This window comes from Streptomyces sp. NPDC100445, from assembly GCF_044759735.1.
Taxonomy (GTDB): domain Bacteria; phylum Actinomycetota; class Actinomycetes; order Streptomycetales; family Streptomycetaceae; genus Streptomyces.
Genome location: NZ_JBIVZV010000001.1, coordinates 661,038 through 675,945 on the forward strand (window position 1 = coordinate 661,038; position 14,908 = coordinate 675,945).

At 74.2% G+C, this 14,908-nt stretch carries 15 protein-coding genes; 7 read left to right on the forward strand and 8 right to left on the reverse strand.

Annotated features, from left to right (window positions below):
* Nucleotides 1–115: 115 nt before the first annotated feature.
* Nucleotides 116–688: a Dps family protein gene (locus ACIQVT_RS02975; protein ID WP_403746494.1), complete on the forward strand. Its 573-nt coding sequence runs from the start codon at nucleotides 116–118 to the stop codon at nucleotides 686–688.
* Nucleotides 689–768: 80 nt separating this feature from the next.
* Here the strand turns inward: ACIQVT_RS02975 and ACIQVT_RS02980 are convergent, their stop codons facing one another.
* The 3 genes from ACIQVT_RS02980 to ACIQVT_RS02990 form a co-directional block, all read right to left on the reverse strand.
* Complete coding sequence (locus ACIQVT_RS02980; RefSeq protein WP_403746497.1) at nucleotides 769–3,054, reverse strand: prolyl oligopeptidase family serine peptidase; 2,286 nt, start codon at nucleotides 3,052–3,054, stop codon at nucleotides 769–771.
* Nucleotides 3,030–4,811, reverse strand: coding sequence for an N-acetylglutaminylglutamine amidotransferase (locus tag ACIQVT_RS02985; RefSeq protein WP_403746500.1), 1,782 nt, complete (start codon nucleotides 4,809–4,811; stop codon nucleotides 3,030–3,032). The genes ACIQVT_RS02980 and ACIQVT_RS02985 overlap by 25 nt, the downstream gene beginning before the upstream one ends.
* Nucleotides 4,812–4,973: 162 nt before the next feature.
* Nucleotides 4,974–6,173 (reverse strand): glutamate--cysteine ligase, encoded by a 1,200-nt coding sequence (locus ACIQVT_RS02990; RefSeq protein ID WP_403746506.1) that lies wholly within the window; start codon nucleotides 6,171–6,173, stop codon nucleotides 4,974–4,976.
* A gap of 291 nt (nucleotides 6,174–6,464) precedes the next feature.
* Here ACIQVT_RS02990 and ACIQVT_RS02995 point away from each other — a divergent pair, with 291 nt between their 5' ends.
* The 5 genes from ACIQVT_RS02995 (at nucleotide 6,465) to ACIQVT_RS03015 (ending at nucleotide 9,002) form a co-directional block, all read left to right on the forward strand.
* Nucleotides 6,465–6,701: a DUF2945 domain-containing protein gene (locus ACIQVT_RS02995; protein WP_403746509.1), complete on the forward strand. Its 237-nt coding sequence runs from the start codon at nucleotides 6,465–6,467 to the stop codon at nucleotides 6,699–6,701.
* Between the two features lie 7 nt (nucleotides 6,702–6,708).
* On the forward strand, nucleotides 6,709–7,050 hold the full coding sequence (locus ACIQVT_RS03000) for a DUF3140 domain-containing protein (RefSeq protein ID WP_403746512.1): 342 nt from the start codon (nucleotides 6,709–6,711) through the stop codon (nucleotides 7,048–7,050).
* 97 nt (nucleotides 7,051–7,147) lie between these two features.
* The gene (locus tag ACIQVT_RS03005) at nucleotides 7,148–8,368 is read left to right on the forward strand and encodes a spore photoproduct lyase family protein (RefSeq protein WP_403746515.1); all 1,221 of its coding nucleotides are present in this window, start codon (nucleotides 7,148–7,150) and stop codon (nucleotides 8,366–8,368) included.
* Between the two features lie 79 nt (nucleotides 8,369–8,447).
* Entirely contained in the window at nucleotides 8,448–8,804 is a 357-nt protein-coding gene (locus ACIQVT_RS03010) for a PRC-barrel domain-containing protein (protein WP_403746517.1), read from the forward strand.
* 24 nt (nucleotides 8,805–8,828) lie between these two features.
* Nucleotides 8,829–9,002 (forward strand): hypothetical protein, encoded by a 174-nt coding sequence (locus tag ACIQVT_RS03015; protein WP_403746521.1) that lies wholly within the window; start codon nucleotides 8,829–8,831, stop codon nucleotides 9,000–9,002.
* Nucleotides 9,003–9,008: 6 nt separating this feature from the next.
* Here ACIQVT_RS03015 and ACIQVT_RS03020 read toward each other — a convergent pair whose 3' ends face one another.
* The 5 genes from ACIQVT_RS03020 to ACIQVT_RS03040 all read right to left on the reverse strand — a co-directional run bounded on the left by ACIQVT_RS03020 (nucleotide 9,009) and on the right by ACIQVT_RS03040 (nucleotide 12,499).
* On the reverse strand, nucleotides 9,009–9,875 hold the full coding sequence (locus ACIQVT_RS03020; RefSeq protein ID WP_403746524.1) for an oxygenase MpaB family protein: 867 nt from the start codon (nucleotides 9,873–9,875) through the stop codon (nucleotides 9,009–9,011).
* A 693-nt stretch (nucleotides 9,876–10,568) separates the two neighbouring features.
* On the reverse strand, nucleotides 10,569–11,051 hold the full coding sequence (locus ACIQVT_RS03025) for a DUF3618 domain-containing protein (protein WP_403746526.1): 483 nt from the start codon (nucleotides 11,049–11,051) through the stop codon (nucleotides 10,569–10,571).
* Entirely contained in the window at nucleotides 11,048–11,476 is a 429-nt protein-coding gene (locus ACIQVT_RS03030; RefSeq protein WP_403746529.1) for a phage holin family protein, read from the reverse strand. The genes ACIQVT_RS03025 and ACIQVT_RS03030 overlap by 4 nt, the downstream gene beginning before the upstream one ends.
* Nucleotides 11,477–11,627: 151 nt before the next feature.
* Nucleotides 11,628–11,912 (reverse strand): hypothetical protein, encoded by a 285-nt coding sequence (locus ACIQVT_RS03035; RefSeq protein WP_403746532.1) that lies wholly within the window; start codon nucleotides 11,910–11,912, stop codon nucleotides 11,628–11,630.
* A gap of 134 nt (nucleotides 11,913–12,046) precedes the next feature.
* Complete coding sequence (locus tag ACIQVT_RS03040) at nucleotides 12,047–12,499, reverse strand: SRPBCC family protein (RefSeq protein ID WP_403746534.1); 453 nt, start codon at nucleotides 12,497–12,499, stop codon at nucleotides 12,047–12,049.
* A gap of 261 nt (nucleotides 12,500–12,760) precedes the next feature.
* Between ACIQVT_RS03040 and helR the strand changes: the two genes are divergently transcribed.
* A complete protein-coding gene (gene helR, locus ACIQVT_RS03045; RefSeq protein WP_403746538.1) occupies nucleotides 12,761–14,908 on the forward strand; it encodes an RNA polymerase recycling motor ATPase HelR in 2,148 nt (715 codons plus the stop codon).

Below are 14,908 nucleotides of genomic sequence, written 5' to 3' on the forward strand. Positions count from 1 at the left end.
GGCGCCACTCCTCGCGGCCCGCACGAGGTGCGGCGGGCCCGGGGGTCTGACAGCGTCGGACGGGGGCACCTGTGCTCAGGCAGGAACTTCACCCCCATCGACTCAGAGGTGAGCAATGACCACTCGGTCCAACGACCTGACCCCCGAGTACACCGTTCCGGGCATCGAACGGGAGGCGGCCGGCCGGCTGATCGGTCTGCTGCGTCTGCGCCTGCACGCGCTCAACGACCTGCACCTGACGCTGAAGCACGTGCACTGGAACGTGGTCGGTCCGCACTTCATCGCCGTGCACGAGATGATCGACCCGCAGGTCGACCAGGTGCGGGAGATGGCGGACGACGTGGCGGAGCGCATCGCCGCGCTGGGCGGGGTCGCCCAGGGCACGCCGGGCGCCCTGGTGGAGGAGCGCACCTGGGACGACTACTCCATCGGCCGTGCCGACGCCATCGCGCACCTCGGCGCGCTCGACCTCGTCTACACCGGCGTGATCGAGGGTGTCCGGGCCGCGGTCAAGGAGGCGGGCGAGATCGACCCCGCCACCGAGGACCTCCTGATCGGCCAGCTGCGCGACCTGGAGCAGTTCCAGTGGTTCGTGCGGGCGCACTTGGAAAGCTCGCGCGGCACCCTCGCCACGGGCGGCGCGCGCTCCGAGCAGGAGGCGGCGGCCAAGGGTGCCGAACTCGGCTGAACCCGCCCGGGCGGCCACGACCGCCCCACCCGGCGCGCCGCCGTCGCGTGAAGGGCGGCGGCGCGCTTTCGGTGGGGGCGTCAGCCGGTCAGATGACGTTCGAGCCAGTCGGCGGCGGAGCGGCGGAAGAGCCGCCGGTTGTCGGCGCGCAGGAAGTCGTGGCCCTCGTCGCGCAGGGTGAGCAGCTCGGCGGTGAGGCCCCGTTCGCGCGCGGCCCGCACGAACTGCTCCGACTCCCCCGGCGGCACGTTGGTGTCGTGCTCCCCGTGGACGGCGAGCACCGGCGCGCGCAGCGCGTCGATCCGGCTCATCGGCGACAGGGAGCGCAGCAGTTCGCGGTCGCGGTCCGGGTGGCCGTACTTGTGGGCCGCCGACTGGGCGATCCAGGGTTCCGTGCCCTCGAAGAAGGTCGCGAAGTCCGACATGCCGCACACCGCCACCCCGGTGCGGAACAGGTCCGGGTGCCCGACCAGCGAGGCGAACGTGAGGTAGCCGCCGTACGAGCGGCCCATGACGGCCAGCCGGGACGGATCGGCCGGCCCGGCCACCACCGCGTGCGCGGCACAGTCGGCCACGTCGTCCAGCGCGGCGAACCGGCCCCGGCCCAGGTCCGCGTCGACGAACGAGCGGCCGTAGCCGGACGATCCGCGCACGTCGGGCGCGAAGACGTCCAGTCCCCGGCCCAGGATCTCGTGGTACAGCGGGTTGAGGACGGGGCGTTCCTGTTCCTCCGGGCCGCCGTGCAGGTGGATCACACAGGGCGCCGGTTCCCCGGAGCCGCGCCCCGGCGCGCGGTAGTACCAGCCGTTCAGCGGCAGCCCGTCCCGCGCGGTCAGCCGCAGCTGGACGGGCCGTACCGGCGGGCGGCCCGGGGGGACGGCGTCCTCGTCGCGGGAGGACCACGGGGTGCGGACCAGGGCCACGCCCTCCGGGAGCCACCACACGCCGGGCCTGCGCTGGGACCCGGACAGGGCCAGCGCCAGCCGTCGCGGGCCGGCGCCCACGATCCGGGTGACCACCTCGTGGGGCAGGGGCACCGGCCGGGGCGGGCCGGTGGCGGCGCCGGCCGCCGCGGAGGGGTACAGGTCGACGATCTCCACCTCGCCGGCGCCCCGCACGTTCCAGGCCAGCACGGCGGTGCCGCCGTCGTGGGCGACGTGGAGCAGTTCCAGGTCGGTGTCCTCGCGGGCGGCGGCGACGGACCAGCCGCGGGGCCGTCCCTCCGGGTCGAGGCCGGCGGCGAGCAGCACCGCGAACTCCCGGTGGGCGTCGCTGCGCAGCCAGAGGGTGTCCGCGCGGGGCGAGAACCTGCCGATCCACGGGTCGCCGTCGGCCACCGGCACCACGCAGGTCGTCACCCGGTCGGTGGTGCGCAGCACGGCCGCCTCGCGCCGTCCGCGTGGGCCCCGGCGCAGCAGGGCCAGCGTGCCGTCGCGGCTGAGGTCGCAGACGCGGAGCGTCGCGGCGTCCTGCTCGGCGGCGAGCAGGACGGGTGCGGTCTGGCCGTCCGGGTCGACCAGGTAGGCCGACAGGCCGTCGCCGAAGCCCGCCGTCGGGGTGGCGTGCCGGTCGTACGGGGCCCCGGGGGCCGTGACGGCGCCGCCCGGTGCGGGCAGGAGGAGTCCGCGTACCGGACCCGGGCGGGGCGGGGCGCCGAGGAGCACGGCGTCGCCCTCCCGGCCGGCGTGCGGCCCGGGGTCGGCCGTCGCGGGCTCCGCCCCGGTGTCGTGGGGCGCGGGCGGGCCGGTGGGGACGGCGACGGTGACCGCGACAGCCGATCCGTCGTGCGCCCAGCAGCCCAGGTGGGCGGAGGTGCCCGGGTCGGCCCCGGCCAGGATGTGCCGGTCGGTGCCGTCCGGGCGTACGCACAGCACCCGTGAGTGCTCACCGCCGCCGGGGGCGGTGGTGTACGCGATCCAGCGGCCGTCGGGCGACCAGGACACCTCGCGGACGGGGTCCGGGTCGGAGTCCAGCAGCCGCACGTCGTCACCGTCGACGGGTCCCGCCCACAGCTGGGGCACGCCGCCGCGGTCGCAGATGAACGCCACCTGGTTGCCGGCCGGGTCGGCCGAGGGGTACCAGCAGCCGTGCGCGACGAGGCGGGTGGTGGCGTCGCGCGGTCCGGAGGCGTCCGGCAGCGGGACGCGCGCGGGTGCGGCGAAGGCGCGGTCGTCGGTGGTGTGCCCGTCGTGGGCGTGCGCGTCCGGACCGTGCCCGTCGCGGGTACGGCCGTCCGGGACCGGCGGGGCCGGGGTCGCGCCCCGTGTCCGGTGGGTGACGGGGGGCTGCCCGGCCGCCGCGGTGACCGTGCCGGCCGTACCGTCCGCGGTGCGCCGCTCGGTCAGATTCCGTGCGTCTGAAGCCATATCTCCAGCAAAGCCACCTGCCACAGCGCGTTCGCTCCGCGCTTGGTGCGGTGTCGGTCGGGGGCGGCCAGGAGTTCGGCGAGGTACGCGTCCTGGAACAGGCCGCGCCGCTTGGCCTCGGGGGCGTTGAGCGCCTCGCGGACCCGGTCCAGGACGGGACCGGCCATGTGGGTGATCGCCGGGACCGGGAAGTAGCCCTTGGGACGGTCCACCACCTCGTGGGGCAGCAGCTTGCGGCCGGCCTCCTTCAGGACGCCCTTGCCGCCGTCGGCCAGCTTCAGCTCCGGCGGGCAGGCGGCGGCCAGCTCCACCAGTTCGTGGTCGAGGAAGGGCACCCGGGCCTCCAGGCCCCAGTCCATGGTCATGTTGTCGACCCGCTTGACCGGGTCGTCGACGAGCATGACGTGGGTGTCCAGGCGCAGTGCCGCGTCGAGCGCGGTCTCGGCGCCCGGGGCCGCCATGTGCTCGTGCACGAAGCGCCCGGAGACGTCCTCGCGCGCCAGCATGTGCGGCTGGAGCATCGCGGCGAGGTCGGCGTGCGGGCGGTCGAAGTACGTCTCGGCGTACCGGTCCGGCTCGTCCTCGCGGGCCACGGAGGCCAGTTCCGGGTACCAGTGGTAGCCGGCGAAGACCTCGTCCGCGCCCTGCCCGCTCTGGACGACCTTCACCTCCTTGGCGACCTGCTCGGACAGCAGGTGGAAGGCGACCACGTCGTGGCTCATCATCGGCTCGCTCATCGCGGCGATCGCGCCCTCCAAGGCGGTCGACACCCGCTCCGAGGGGACCACCAGCTGGTGGTGGTCGGTGGCGAACTCGCGGGCGACGAGGTCGGAGTAGGCGAACTCGTCGCCCTCGTCGCCGCCTTCCGACTCGAAACCCACGCTGAAGGTGGCCAGGTCGCGCTGTCCCTCGTCGGCCAGCAACGCCACGATCAGGCTGGAGTCCAGGCCGCCCGAGAGCAGGACGCCGACGGGCACGTCCGCGACCATCCGGCGGCGTACGGCGGTGCGCAGGGCGTCGAGGACCGCGTCCCGCCACTCGCTCGCGCTCATCCCCGCGTGCTCGGGGCGGCGCGTGTACGACGGCTGCCAGTAGCGGTGGTCGCGGTGGGTGCCGTCCGGCTCGACGACGCGCACGGTCGCCGGGGGCAGCTTGCGCACCCCGTTCAGTACGGTGCGCGGCGCGGCGACGGTGGCGTGCCAGCTGAGGTACTGGTGGACGGCGGCCGGGTCCAGCGAGGTGTCCACGTCGCCGGCGGCGAGGAGCGCCGGCAGCGACGAGGCGAACCGCAGCCGTCCGGGTGTCCGCGCGAGGTACAGGGGCTTGATGCCGAGCCGGTCGCGTCCCAGGATCAGGCGGCCCGTGCGGTGTTCGACAAGCGCGAAGGCGAACATGCCGTGGAAGTGGTCGACGCAGTCGGTGCCCCACTCCTGGTACGCCTTCAGCACGACCTCGGTGTCGGAGGTCGACCGGAACCGGTGACCGAGGTCGATGAGCCGCCGGCGCAGCTCCTCGTAGTTGTAGATGCAGCCGTTGAAGACGCCGGTGATCTCCTGCGCCTCGTCGGTCATCGGCTGGGCGCCGAGCTCCGAGAGGTCGATGATCTTCAACCGCCGATGTCCCAGCGCGACGGCGCCCCGGGTCCAGATGCCGTGGCCGTCGGGGCCGCGGGCGGCGAGCCGGTCGCTCATGCGCTGTACGGCGGCGACGTCCGGCCGCCCGCCGTCGAAGCGCATCTCTCCGCTCAGACCGCACATCAGGCACCACCTCCCCGGTGCGCGTCCGGGTCCCGTGGTGGGGTGTGCGCGGACCCGCCCGTCGGTATCTGGTCGGGGCTGGTTGACATGGTGGTGCATCTCCTTCGGGTGCGGGGGTGCGTACGGTGTGACCGGCCGGCGCGGCGGAGGGCTCCGCCCGCGTCAGCCGCCGGCGACCGGTGCCGGGTGGGGGCCGGGGATGTCGTTCCCGGCGGGCACGGCGACGCCGGGGACGGGCCGGGCCGGGTCGCCGGCGGTCCGGCGGCGCAGCCCGGGGGCGCCGCGGGTCTCCGCGATCGCCAGGTCGGTGCAGGCCAGCAGGTCCTGGTCGGCTCCCCGGCGGCGCAGGCGGTGGGCGGCGCTGCCGTCGGCGAGCGCCCGCTCGGCGAGTTCCCGGACCGTCGCCCAGTCGCCGGCGGCCTCGAGGGCCGGGCGGACCCGGCGCAGCAGGCCCCGGACGACCTCGGCCGCGGGCGCCTCCTGGCGGGTGCGGGGGTCGACGAGGACGCCTTCGAGGCCGGAGCGCGCGGCGCGCCAGGCGGCGGCGCGCAGCCAGTCGTGGCGGCCCGCGCAGGCGGGCGCGCCGGTCCGCTCCAGCCGCTCACGGGCCTCGGTCACCAGGGCCCGGAACAGGCCGGCGACGAGCACGACCGTCTCGGCGCGCGGGCTGGCGTCGCAGATGCGCAGTTCGAGGGTGTTCTGGTGCGCGGAGGGCCGGATGTCGTGGTAGATCATCTTGGCGTCGCTGATGACGCCCGAGCCGATGAGTTCCCGGACGGCGGCGTCGTACTCGGCGGCGTCCGCGTAGCACCCGGCCGGTCCCGCGGTGGGCCAGCGCTGCCAGAGCATGGTCCGCCAGCTGGCGTAGCCGGTGTCGGCGCCGAGCCAGAACGGGGAGCTGGCGGACAGGGCCAGCAGGACGTGCAGCCACGGCGAGACCTCGCACATGAGGCGTACGGTCAGGTCGCGGTCGTCGGGGGCGTCGACGTGGACGTGGGCTCCGCAGATCAGCTGCTCGTCGGCGACCATCCGGTACTCGTCGACCATGTGGCGGTAGCGGAAGCCGGGGGTGGGGTGGATGTCCGCCGTGCGGGCCAGCGGCACGGTGCCCGCGGCCACCACGGCCAGGCCGTGGGCGGTCGCGGCGGCGTCGAGCCGGCGCCGGGTGCCGGTGACATCGCCGTACAGGTCGTCCAGCGACGTGTGGACGCCGCTGTTCGTCTCCACGGCCGCCTGCTGGAGCTCGGTGGTGAAGATCTGCCCGGGGAGGCCTTCCAGCACCGTGTCGGCCCGTGGCACGAGCAGGCCCGTCTCCACCTCGACGATGTGGAATTCCTCTTCCACTCCGATGCGAACGGTCACGGTACTCCTTGAGGTGACGGGCGGGCGATCGGCCGCCTCGCCCCGAAACCGACCCCGCCGGGCCGGCTGTGCGGGCGGCGGGCTGTGCACCTCCGACTTCCCAGCTGGCTCGGCAATAAGCAACCGATGTGCTCCGCGGAGGCCGCGGACACGCAGATGAGCGGCGCGTGTACGGGGCGCCACGGCGCTCGCGGGGTCGCTCCCCGGCCGCCGTGCTGCGCGTGCGAGGCACGGCCCCCGCCCGCAAGGTGGTACTGCGAGACAGCGATCCGGCACGGTGGGAGGACCCCCATGGCGAAGTCGAAGGACTCTTCCGGGAAGAACGAGCCGTCCAAGGGCGACAAGGTCGCCTGGCGCAGCCACGGCAGTGAGACCTCGGGCACGGTGGAGAGGAAGATCACCGAGCGGACCGAGGCGGCCGGCCGCACCGTGGACGCCTCACCGGACGACCCGCAGTACGAGGTGCGCAGCGACAAGTCCGGCCGCAGCGCCGTGCACAAGCCGTCGGCCCTCAAGAAGAAGAAGTAGCGGCGGCGTGGCGGGCGAGGACGGGCGCCGCGAGACCTGGGACTCCTTCCGCGAGCTGGTGAACATGTCACCCTCCGCGCTGGAGAAGTGGCTGGCGACCGAGGAGTCCCGGGCCGCCGGGCAGCACAAGGACGGGGGCGAGTCCACCGGGCACGCCTCCGGCCGCGCCATCGTGGAGATCCTCCGCACGAAGAAGAGCGACCTTTCGGACGACGATTACGCGCACATGCGCAAGGTGACCGGCTACATCCGCCGCCATCTCGCGCAGCGCCCCTCCGGGGACGTGCGGGACTCCCGTTGGCGCCATTCGCTGATGAACTGGGGCCACGACCCCCTCGACGACGACTGAGCCGTGCCGCGACGGCCGAACCGCGGGTCCGCCGCACGTCCGGGGCATGCCTACAGTGGAACGAGGCCGCCACCCCGACTTCCCGAGCGGAGCGCACATGAAGTACCCCTCCGCACCGGACGACGGCGCCGACACCCTGTTCGGCCTCGACGCGCTGGCCGTACCGGCACCGCACGGCGGGGACGGCACGGCCGGGCGCGGCGGCCCGGCACCCGGGGACGGGGCACCGGGCCGCCCCCTGTTCCGGGACTCCGCCGAGGCCCGCCGGCTGCTGCCCGTGCGGACCGTCTACGCGGAGCCGGCCGCCGCCGCCTCCGCCCGCGGCCGGCAGATCCTGGGCCGCTTCCCGGCCGCCGAGGTGATCGAGGTGCCGTCCCACTGGCGCATCCCGGGCCTGCACGGCAACGAGGGCAACGTCGAGCGCTGGGTGCGGGTCAAGGGCGAGACGCTGGTCCTCGGCGTGCGCAAGACGCTGGCCACCCGGCCCAACGGCCGGTCGGCCGACTGGATCGCCCCCGGCCCGTCCAACGGGTGCGCGCTGGCCTGCGCCTACTGCTACGTGCCGCGCCGCAAGGGGTACGCCAACCCGATCACCGTCTTCACCAACATCGACGGCATCATCGCCCACCTGGCACGGCACGTCACCCGCCTGGGCCGCAAGACGGAACCCAACCAGTGCGACGAGTCGGCCTGGGTGTACGACATCGGGGAGAACGGCGACTGCTCGGTCGACGCGCTGATCTGCGACAACACCGCGGACCTGGTGCGCGCCTTCCGGCAGTGGCCCACGGCCAAGGCGTCGTTCGCCACCAAGTTCGTCAACCCCGACCTGCTGGCGCTGGACCCGCGCGGCCGGACCCGGATCAGGTTCTCGCTGATGCCCGCGGCCGACTCCCGGCTGCTGGACCTGCGGACCTCGCCCGTGGGCGACCGGATCGCGGCCGCGGCGGACTTCCTCGACGCCGGCTACGAGGTCCACTTCAACCTGTCCCCGGTGGTCGTGCGCCCCGGCTGGCAGGACGCCTGGACCGAGCTGCTCCGGCAGCTGGACGACGTCCTGCCGGACCGGGTGAAACGACAGGCCGCCGCCGAAGTCATCATGCTGACCCACAACCAGGAGCTGCACGAGGTCAACCTCGGCTGGCACCCGCGCGCCGAGGAAGTGCTCTGGCAGCCGGCCCTCCAGCAGGGCAAACGGTCGCAGAACGGCGCGTCGAACGTCCGTTACACCAACCACGTCAAGGCGGAGGCCGTGCACGCCCTGCGCGGTCTCGTGACCACCCACGCCCCCTGGCTGCGCATCCGGTACGCCTTCTGATCACCGCAATGGCGGCGGCGGATGGCGGCGGCGACATCACGGGCGTCATCGTGGGTACCCCCGGCGAAGGAGGTTTCCGATGTTCGAGGCATCCGACATCCGTGAATGGCGCGGCCACGACGTGGTCGACCCCGGCGGCCACAAGATCGGCGTGCTCGAGTCGATCTACGTGGACACCGGCACCGACCAGCCCAGCTTCGCCACCGTCACCGTGGGCCTGCCCACCCGGCGCCGGCTGGCGTTCGTGCCGCTCACCGGCGCGACCGTCGGCCCGAACTACCTGAAGGTCGCCCACAGCAAGGACGCCGTCAGGAAGGCTCCATCGATCGACACCGACGGCGAGCTGTCCGCCACCGAGGAACCAGATGTCTTCGCCCACTACGAACTGCCCTACGCACCGGGCGCCGGCGGCGAGCGACGCCTGGCCCGCCGCTGACGCACCTAGCCGCCGGGAGACCCGATGAGCGTGTTCCTGTTCCTGATCCTCGTGGCCGTCGTCCTGGGCATCATCGGAGTCGCCGCGCACGGCCTGTTCTACCTGCTGGTCATCGGCGCCGTCGTGCTCGTCGTCGACCTCGTCTACGCCGCGATCCGGTTCCGCCGGGGCGGGAGGAAGCACCGCATCCCCCGCTGACCCGGATCACTCGATCACCGCGCGCGCGTAGGGCGGCGGCGACATTGCCCAGCGGATGGTGCGGGTCAGCACGTGGCCCGCGGGGCGCACGGTGACGTCCTCCACCACGGGGAGCCGGGGCAGCCACAGCATGGTCCGGGCCCACGACGGAAGCAGTGCGACGCCGTTCGCGGCCAGCCCCGCGTAGAACGGCCGGGCCGCCAGGGGCAACGGGGGCCGCAGCAGCAGGAAGCGGGCGGCGGCACGGGCGTCGGAGGCGGCCCGCAGCTCGGGCCGGTAGGCGGCGAGGCGCTCGGCCAGGGCACGGCGGTCACGGGGTGGGTCGATCACGCCGAGCGCCTCGGCGACGCGCGCGGTGTCGGCGACGTACGCGTCGTATCCGGCGCCGTCGAGCGGGCGGGCGCCGTAACGGGCGTGGGCGCGCAGGAAGCTGTCCGTCTCGGCGGCGTGCACCCAGCCCAGCAGGTGCGGGTCCGCGGCGTGGTAGTCGAGGCCGTCGGAGGTCGTGCCGCGGATCCGTTCGTGGATGGCACGGACGTGGTCGACCGCGCCCTGGGCGTCCTCCGCGGTGCCGTACGTCGTCACGGCCAGGAACGTGCTGGTGCGCTGGAGCCGGCCCCAGGGGTCGCCGCGGTACCCGGAGTGGGCGGCGACGGCCGCCATGGCGCGCGGGTGCAGCGACTGGAGCAGCAGGGCGCCGATGCCGCCGATGAACATCGAGGCGTCACCGTGGACGACGCGGATCGGGCGGTCGGGGCCGAACCAGCGGGGGCCCGGTGTCCCGTGGATCCGGGCACGGGTGACCGGGCCGTTGGGGCCCGCGACCCGGTGGAACAGGGCCCTGCCGAGTTGCGCACGCACGTCTGCCAGCATCCGCCGTCTCCCGTCTCCCCCTTCAGTGTCCGGCACGACGACCGGACGGCGTCGGGCGGGGGTACGGCGGCGGGTGCGCGCGGGACGCCGGTCCGGGGGCGGCCTCGGTGCCGGGGAGTTCCGGTGCGGAGCAACGCGGGAGGAAGCAGGGGCCCCCTGGCAGCGAGAACAGCACGGCCGTGGGGACGTGCCGCTCGCGGCGTGACCGGGGGCAGGGGCTGCCGGGACGCCGCTGCGAGGACGGCTCGCTTCGGCGCGGCCGGTGCCTGCGCACGGACCCGGGCGATGTCACCGGGGCTCTCACTTCCACCTGGCCGGTGCCGCACCCGGACGTGCGAGGGGGCGCGGCTTCGGTGGCGTGGTCGAGGGCGCCGGGGCAGACCTGGCGCGGCCGCGATGGCGCGTCGCTCGGGGGCGGCCGAAGCCGTACCCCGGGGCGAGCCCGGGGGCATCGCCTTCGGTGATGTCGCCGGAACCGCCCGGGCACCGCTGCGGGCGCGCCTCGCTTCGGCGGGACCGTGGCCGCGCCCGGGGGCGCGCCGGGCTGGTGCGGGCGTCTTGCGTGGGCGCGGCCCCGAGGGCGCGTCGGGGGCGCCGGGTCCGGTGGGTCGCCGGTGCCCCCGTGCGGGGGTGGATCAGGTGGGCGAGTGCCCGGCGGTGTCGGGCCGGCAGGCCCTCGTCGCCGTCACCGGTTCAGCCCTTGCGGCGGCGGCAGACCAGGCCCAGCACGACGGCCGCTCCGACGGCCGCCACGAGCAGGGTGCGGTTCTCGCGGGCCACCCGGGCGCCCTGGGCCGCCTTCTCCCGCACCGGCTGCGGTGCCTTCTCCTCCCACAGCCGGCCGGCCTCGGCGGCCTTGTCCTTGACCGGGTCGGGGATCTTGTCCTGCACCCGGGCGGCGGCCTCGGCGGCCCGGGCCTTGACCTCGCCGGCCTTGACCACGGCCTGCTCCCTGACCTCGCCGGCCTTGACCACGGCCTGCTCCTTGAGCTCAGCGGCCTTGACGGCGGCCTGTTCCTTGACCTCCGCGGTCTTCTCCTGGGCGCGGGCCTTCACGTCGGCCTTGGCCGCGAGCGCCTCCACGGTCTCCCCCAACTCCTGACGGGTGTGCTCGACCTGCTCCCGCAGTTCCTCCTGGCTGGAAGCGATCGGCTCGTCGTGCGGTGGCTGGGTCATCGGTGCGCACTCTCCTTGATCTCGGCCACGTCGGCCTTCACGTTCTCGATCGTCTGCTGGGGCGCGGGCGGCGCGGCCTGGGCGACTTCCTTCTTCCCCATCAACGCCATCACCCCGGCGATCACGCCGAGGACCGCGGTGACGATGAGGGCCGCGGCCCACACCGGCAGGGGCACCGCCAACGCGGCGATCACGGTGGCCACGAGGGCCTGGAGCATGAGGAACCCGACCAGTCCGGCTCCGCCGAACAGTCCGCCGCCCTTGCCGTACCGCTTGCCCTTGTCCTTCATCTCCGCCTGCGCCAGGCGCAGTTCGCCCCGCACCAGCTCGGTCAGCTGCTGCGACGCGCGCTGCACCAGTTCGCCCACCGGCTCCGAACCCGTCGCCTGTCGGCCTGTCTCCTGGTGGAACTGTGTGTGCGACATGACGATCACCTCCCGTCACTCGTTGCGTCCGGGCCTACGACACCTTCGGCGTCCGACCCCCGGAGAGCGTGCGAGTACCCCGAACGGAGCGGTGCAGGGCAGTCGACCCGGCTTCATCGGATGACGGTGGCGAAGCGGTGCCCCGGTGCTCTCATTCGGGCGGCAGCGCCGGCAGCGCCTCCGCCCTCTCCGCTGTCAGGTCCAGCGGCCGCAGCCGGCTCCAGTACCGGTGCAGCGTCTCCTCCGGTGCGTCGGCCGACGGGACCGTCGGGTCCTGGAAGGCCAGGTGCAGCTCCTCCACCCGGTCCTCGCCCGGCCCCTGCGGGAAGGGCCGCGGCCGGCGACGGTTCCACCAGCGGACGGCCGCCACGGCCGTCCCCGCTCCTGCCATCGCCGCGAAGCCGATCGCGTACGCCTCGTGCCGCGTGAGCGCCATGGCCCTGTCCCCTCCTCGTCGCGCGGTTACCCGCCGTCACCACGCGTGTTGCCCGGCCGGCCGGGGTTATGCCCCCGCGTCGGCCGGACGCCGTCCGGCCCACGCGCCGGGCGGCGTCCCGCACCGGGCGCGGCTCAGACCTCGCCGCGCCAGGCGCCGGTCTCGTCGCCGCCGCGGGCCTCGATGAACTTCTTGAACCGCGCCAGGTCGCCGGTGACCTGACGCTTGACGACACCGAGCTTGTCGCCGACGGTCTCGGCGAGGCCGTGCGGCTCGTAGTCGAGCTGGAGCATGACCTTGGTGCGCGTCTCGTCCAGGCGGTGGAAGGTGACGACGCCCGCCTGCTCGGCCTCGCCGCGCACGGTCGTCCAGGCGACGCGCTCGTCGGGGATCTGCTCCGTGATCTCGGCGTCGAACTCGCGGGTGGCACCGTCGATGCTGGTCACCCAGTGGGTGAGGGTCTCGGTGCGCTGCTCGATGCGCTCGACGCCCTCCATGAACTGGGGGAAGGTCTCGAACTGGGTCCACTGGTTGTAGGCGGCACGGACCGGGACGTCGACCTCGATGGACTCTTCCACCTGCGACATGTGTGTTCTCCTTGTTGTCTGCGTTCTCTGCGTTCTCTGGGTTCTCTGCGTTCTTCGGGCTCTGGGCGCTTCGGGTTCTTCTCGGGGTTCGCGGGCCCGCCCGGGTTCTCCCGCGTCTGCCGCGCGTCGGGAACCGGACGGCGGCGGGCGGGGGTGTGGGACGCGGGTATCCCGAAGCCGGGTCCGTACACCAAGATCGTTCGCAGCGGCGCCCACCGGGTGCCGTCCCGGCCGCAAGTGACCTCATATCGGAGCTGATGCGTGAACCCCCTGGCCCTCGGCGCGTTCGACCTTCCCGACCGCCTGTCCTCCAAGGCCGACCCGGCGCTCATCGGTGGTGACGAGGAGCACTTCGCGGCCGTCGCGGAGTGCCTGGAGCAGTCGGTCGCCGAGCTGTCCGGCCGACTCGAGGCCGAGCGGAGGGCACCCGGCGGCAGGGGCCGGCAGGCGATGGACCGGGACGCGGAGATCCACCGGCTCACCACTCGCCTGCGCGCCCTTCGCCGCTTCGGCCTGGACCTGTGTCTGGGGCACATGGTGCGCGCCGACGACCCCGAGCCCGTGTACGTCGGACGGCTCGGCCTCACCGACGGTTCGGGACGCCGGCTGCTGGTGGACTGGCGATCGCCCGCGGCGGAACCGTTCTTCGGAGCCACCCACGCCAACCCGATGGGCCTGGTCAGCCGCCGCCGCTACCGCTGGACCCGCGGCCGGATCAGCGACTACTGGGACGAGGTGTTCGCCACCGACGCACTGGAGGGCCGCGCCGCGCTGGACGACCAGTCCGCCTTCATCGCGGGTCTGGGGGGCAACCGGTCGGCCCGGATGCGGGACGTGCTCGCCACCATCCAGGCCGACCAGGACGCCATCATCCGCGCGGGCTCCCGAGGCGCCCTGGTCGTGGACGGCGGCCCGGGCACGGGGAAGACGGTCGTCGCGCTGCACCGCTCCGCCTACCTCCTGTACTCCGACCCCCGGCTCGGGCACCGCCGGGGCGGCGTGCTGTTCGTCGGCCCGCACCGGCCCTACCTGGACTACGTCGCCGACGTGCTGCCGAGCCTCGGCGAGGAGGGCGTGCAGACGTGCGTCCTGCGGGACCTCGTCGCCGAGGGCGCGACGGCGGCGGTCGAGACCGACCCGGACGTGGCCCGGCTGAAGTCGTCCGCGGACATGGTGCGCGCCGTCGAGAAGGCCGTCCGCTTCTACGAGGAACCGCCCACCGAGGGGATGACGGTCACGACGCCCTGGGCGGGAGTCCCGCTGACCGCCGACGACTGGGCCGTGGCCTTCGACGCGGCCGAACCCGGTACCCCGCACAACGACGCCCGCCACCAGGTCTGGGAGGAGCTGCTGACGATGCTGGTGGACCGGCACCCCGGCGACGTCCCGGAACCCCTGCTGCGCAAGGCGCTGCGGCAGAACAGGGAACTGCTCACGGCGTTCGGCCGCGCCTGGCCGCTGCTGGAGGCGGCCGACCTCGTCGGCGACCTGTGGACGGTCCCCGCCTACCTGCGGCTGTGCGCCCCCTGGCTCGGCCGGGACGACGTACAGCGGCTCCAGCGCGCGGACGCGCAGGCGTGGACGGTGTCGGACCTGCCGCTCCTGGACGCGGCCCGGCAACGGCTCGGCGACCCGGAGTCCTCGCGGCGCAGGCGCCGGCACGAGGCCGCCGTCGCCGCCGAACGCGAGCGGATGTCCGCGGTCATCGAGGGCCTGCTCAGGGCGGACGACGACGGTGAGGGCGCGGTGACGATGCTGCACGGGCAGGACCTGCGGGACAGCCTCGTCGACGAGAGCGGCCTGCCCGCCGCCGACCCGGACCTGCTCGCCGGGCCGTTCGCGCACGTCGTCGTGGACGAGGCGCAGGAACTCACCGACGCGGAGTGGCAGATGCTGCTGCTGCGCTGTCCCTCACGGAGTTTCACCGTGGTCGGCGACCGCGCGCAGGCCCGCCACGGGTTCACGGAGTCGTGGCGGGAGCGGCTGGAGCGCGTCGGCCTCGGCCGGGTCACCGTGGCACCGCTGAGCATCAACTACCGGACGCCCGAGGAGATCATGACGGAGGCCGAGCCCGTCATCCGGGCCGTGCTCCCGGACGCCAACGTGCCGGTGTCCGTCCGCCGCGGTGGCGCGCCCGTCGTGCACGGCCCGGCCGCCGACCTGGAGGCGGTCCTCGACGGCTGGCTCGCCGCGCACCCCGAGGGGACCGCCTGCGTCATCGGTGGTCCCGCCTTCCGGGCGCGGCCCCGCGTCCGGTCGTTGACCCCGGAACTGTCCAAGGGTCTCGAGTTCGACCTGGTGGTCCTCGTGGATCCGCAGGAGTTCGGCGAGGGCGTCGAGGGGGCGGTGGACCGCTACGTGGCCATGACCCGGGCCACCCGGCACCTCGTCGTCCTCACGAGCGACTGA

Excerpts from the sequence above, each read along its gene's own strand:
- ACIQVT_RS02995 (WP_403746509.1), top strand. The coding sequence starts at position 6,465 with ATGGCGAAGTCGAAGGACTCTTCCGGGAAGAACGAGCCGTCCAAGGGC.
- ACIQVT_RS03025 (WP_403746526.1), bottom strand. The coding sequence starts at position 11,051 with ATGACCCAGCCACCGCACGACGAGCCGATCGCTTCCAGCCAGGAGGAA.
- ACIQVT_RS03005 (WP_403746515.1), top strand. The coding sequence starts at position 7,148 with ATGAAGTACCCCTCCGCACCGGACGACGGCGCCGACACCCTGTTCGGC.
- ACIQVT_RS02985 (WP_403746500.1), bottom strand. The coding sequence starts at position 4,811 with ATGTGCGGTCTGAGCGGAGAGATGCGCTTCGACGGCGGGCGGCCGGAC.
- ACIQVT_RS03035 (WP_403746532.1), bottom strand. The coding sequence starts at position 11,912 with ATGGCGCTCACGCGGCACGAGGCGTACGCGATCGGCTTCGCGGCGATG.
- ACIQVT_RS03020 (WP_403746524.1), bottom strand. The coding sequence starts at position 9,875 with ATGCTGGCAGACGTGCGTGCGCAACTCGGCAGGGCCCTGTTCCACCGG.
- ACIQVT_RS03040 (WP_403746534.1), bottom strand. The coding sequence starts at position 12,499 with ATGTCGCAGGTGGAAGAGTCCATCGAGGTCGACGTCCCGGTCCGTGCC.
- ACIQVT_RS03030 (WP_403746529.1), bottom strand. The coding sequence starts at position 11,476 with ATGTCGCACACACAGTTCCACCAGGAGACAGGCCGACAGGCGACGGGT.
- ACIQVT_RS03010 (WP_403746517.1), top strand. The coding sequence starts at position 8,448 with ATGTTCGAGGCATCCGACATCCGTGAATGGCGCGGCCACGACGTGGTC.
- ACIQVT_RS02980 (WP_403746497.1), bottom strand. The coding sequence starts at position 3,054 with ATGGCTTCAGACGCACGGAATCTGACCGAGCGGCGCACCGCGGACGGT.
- ACIQVT_RS03015 (WP_403746521.1), top strand. The coding sequence starts at position 8,829 with ATGAGCGTGTTCCTGTTCCTGATCCTCGTGGCCGTCGTCCTGGGCATC.
- ACIQVT_RS02975 (WP_403746494.1), top strand. The coding sequence starts at position 116 with ATGACCACTCGGTCCAACGACCTGACCCCCGAGTACACCGTTCCGGGC.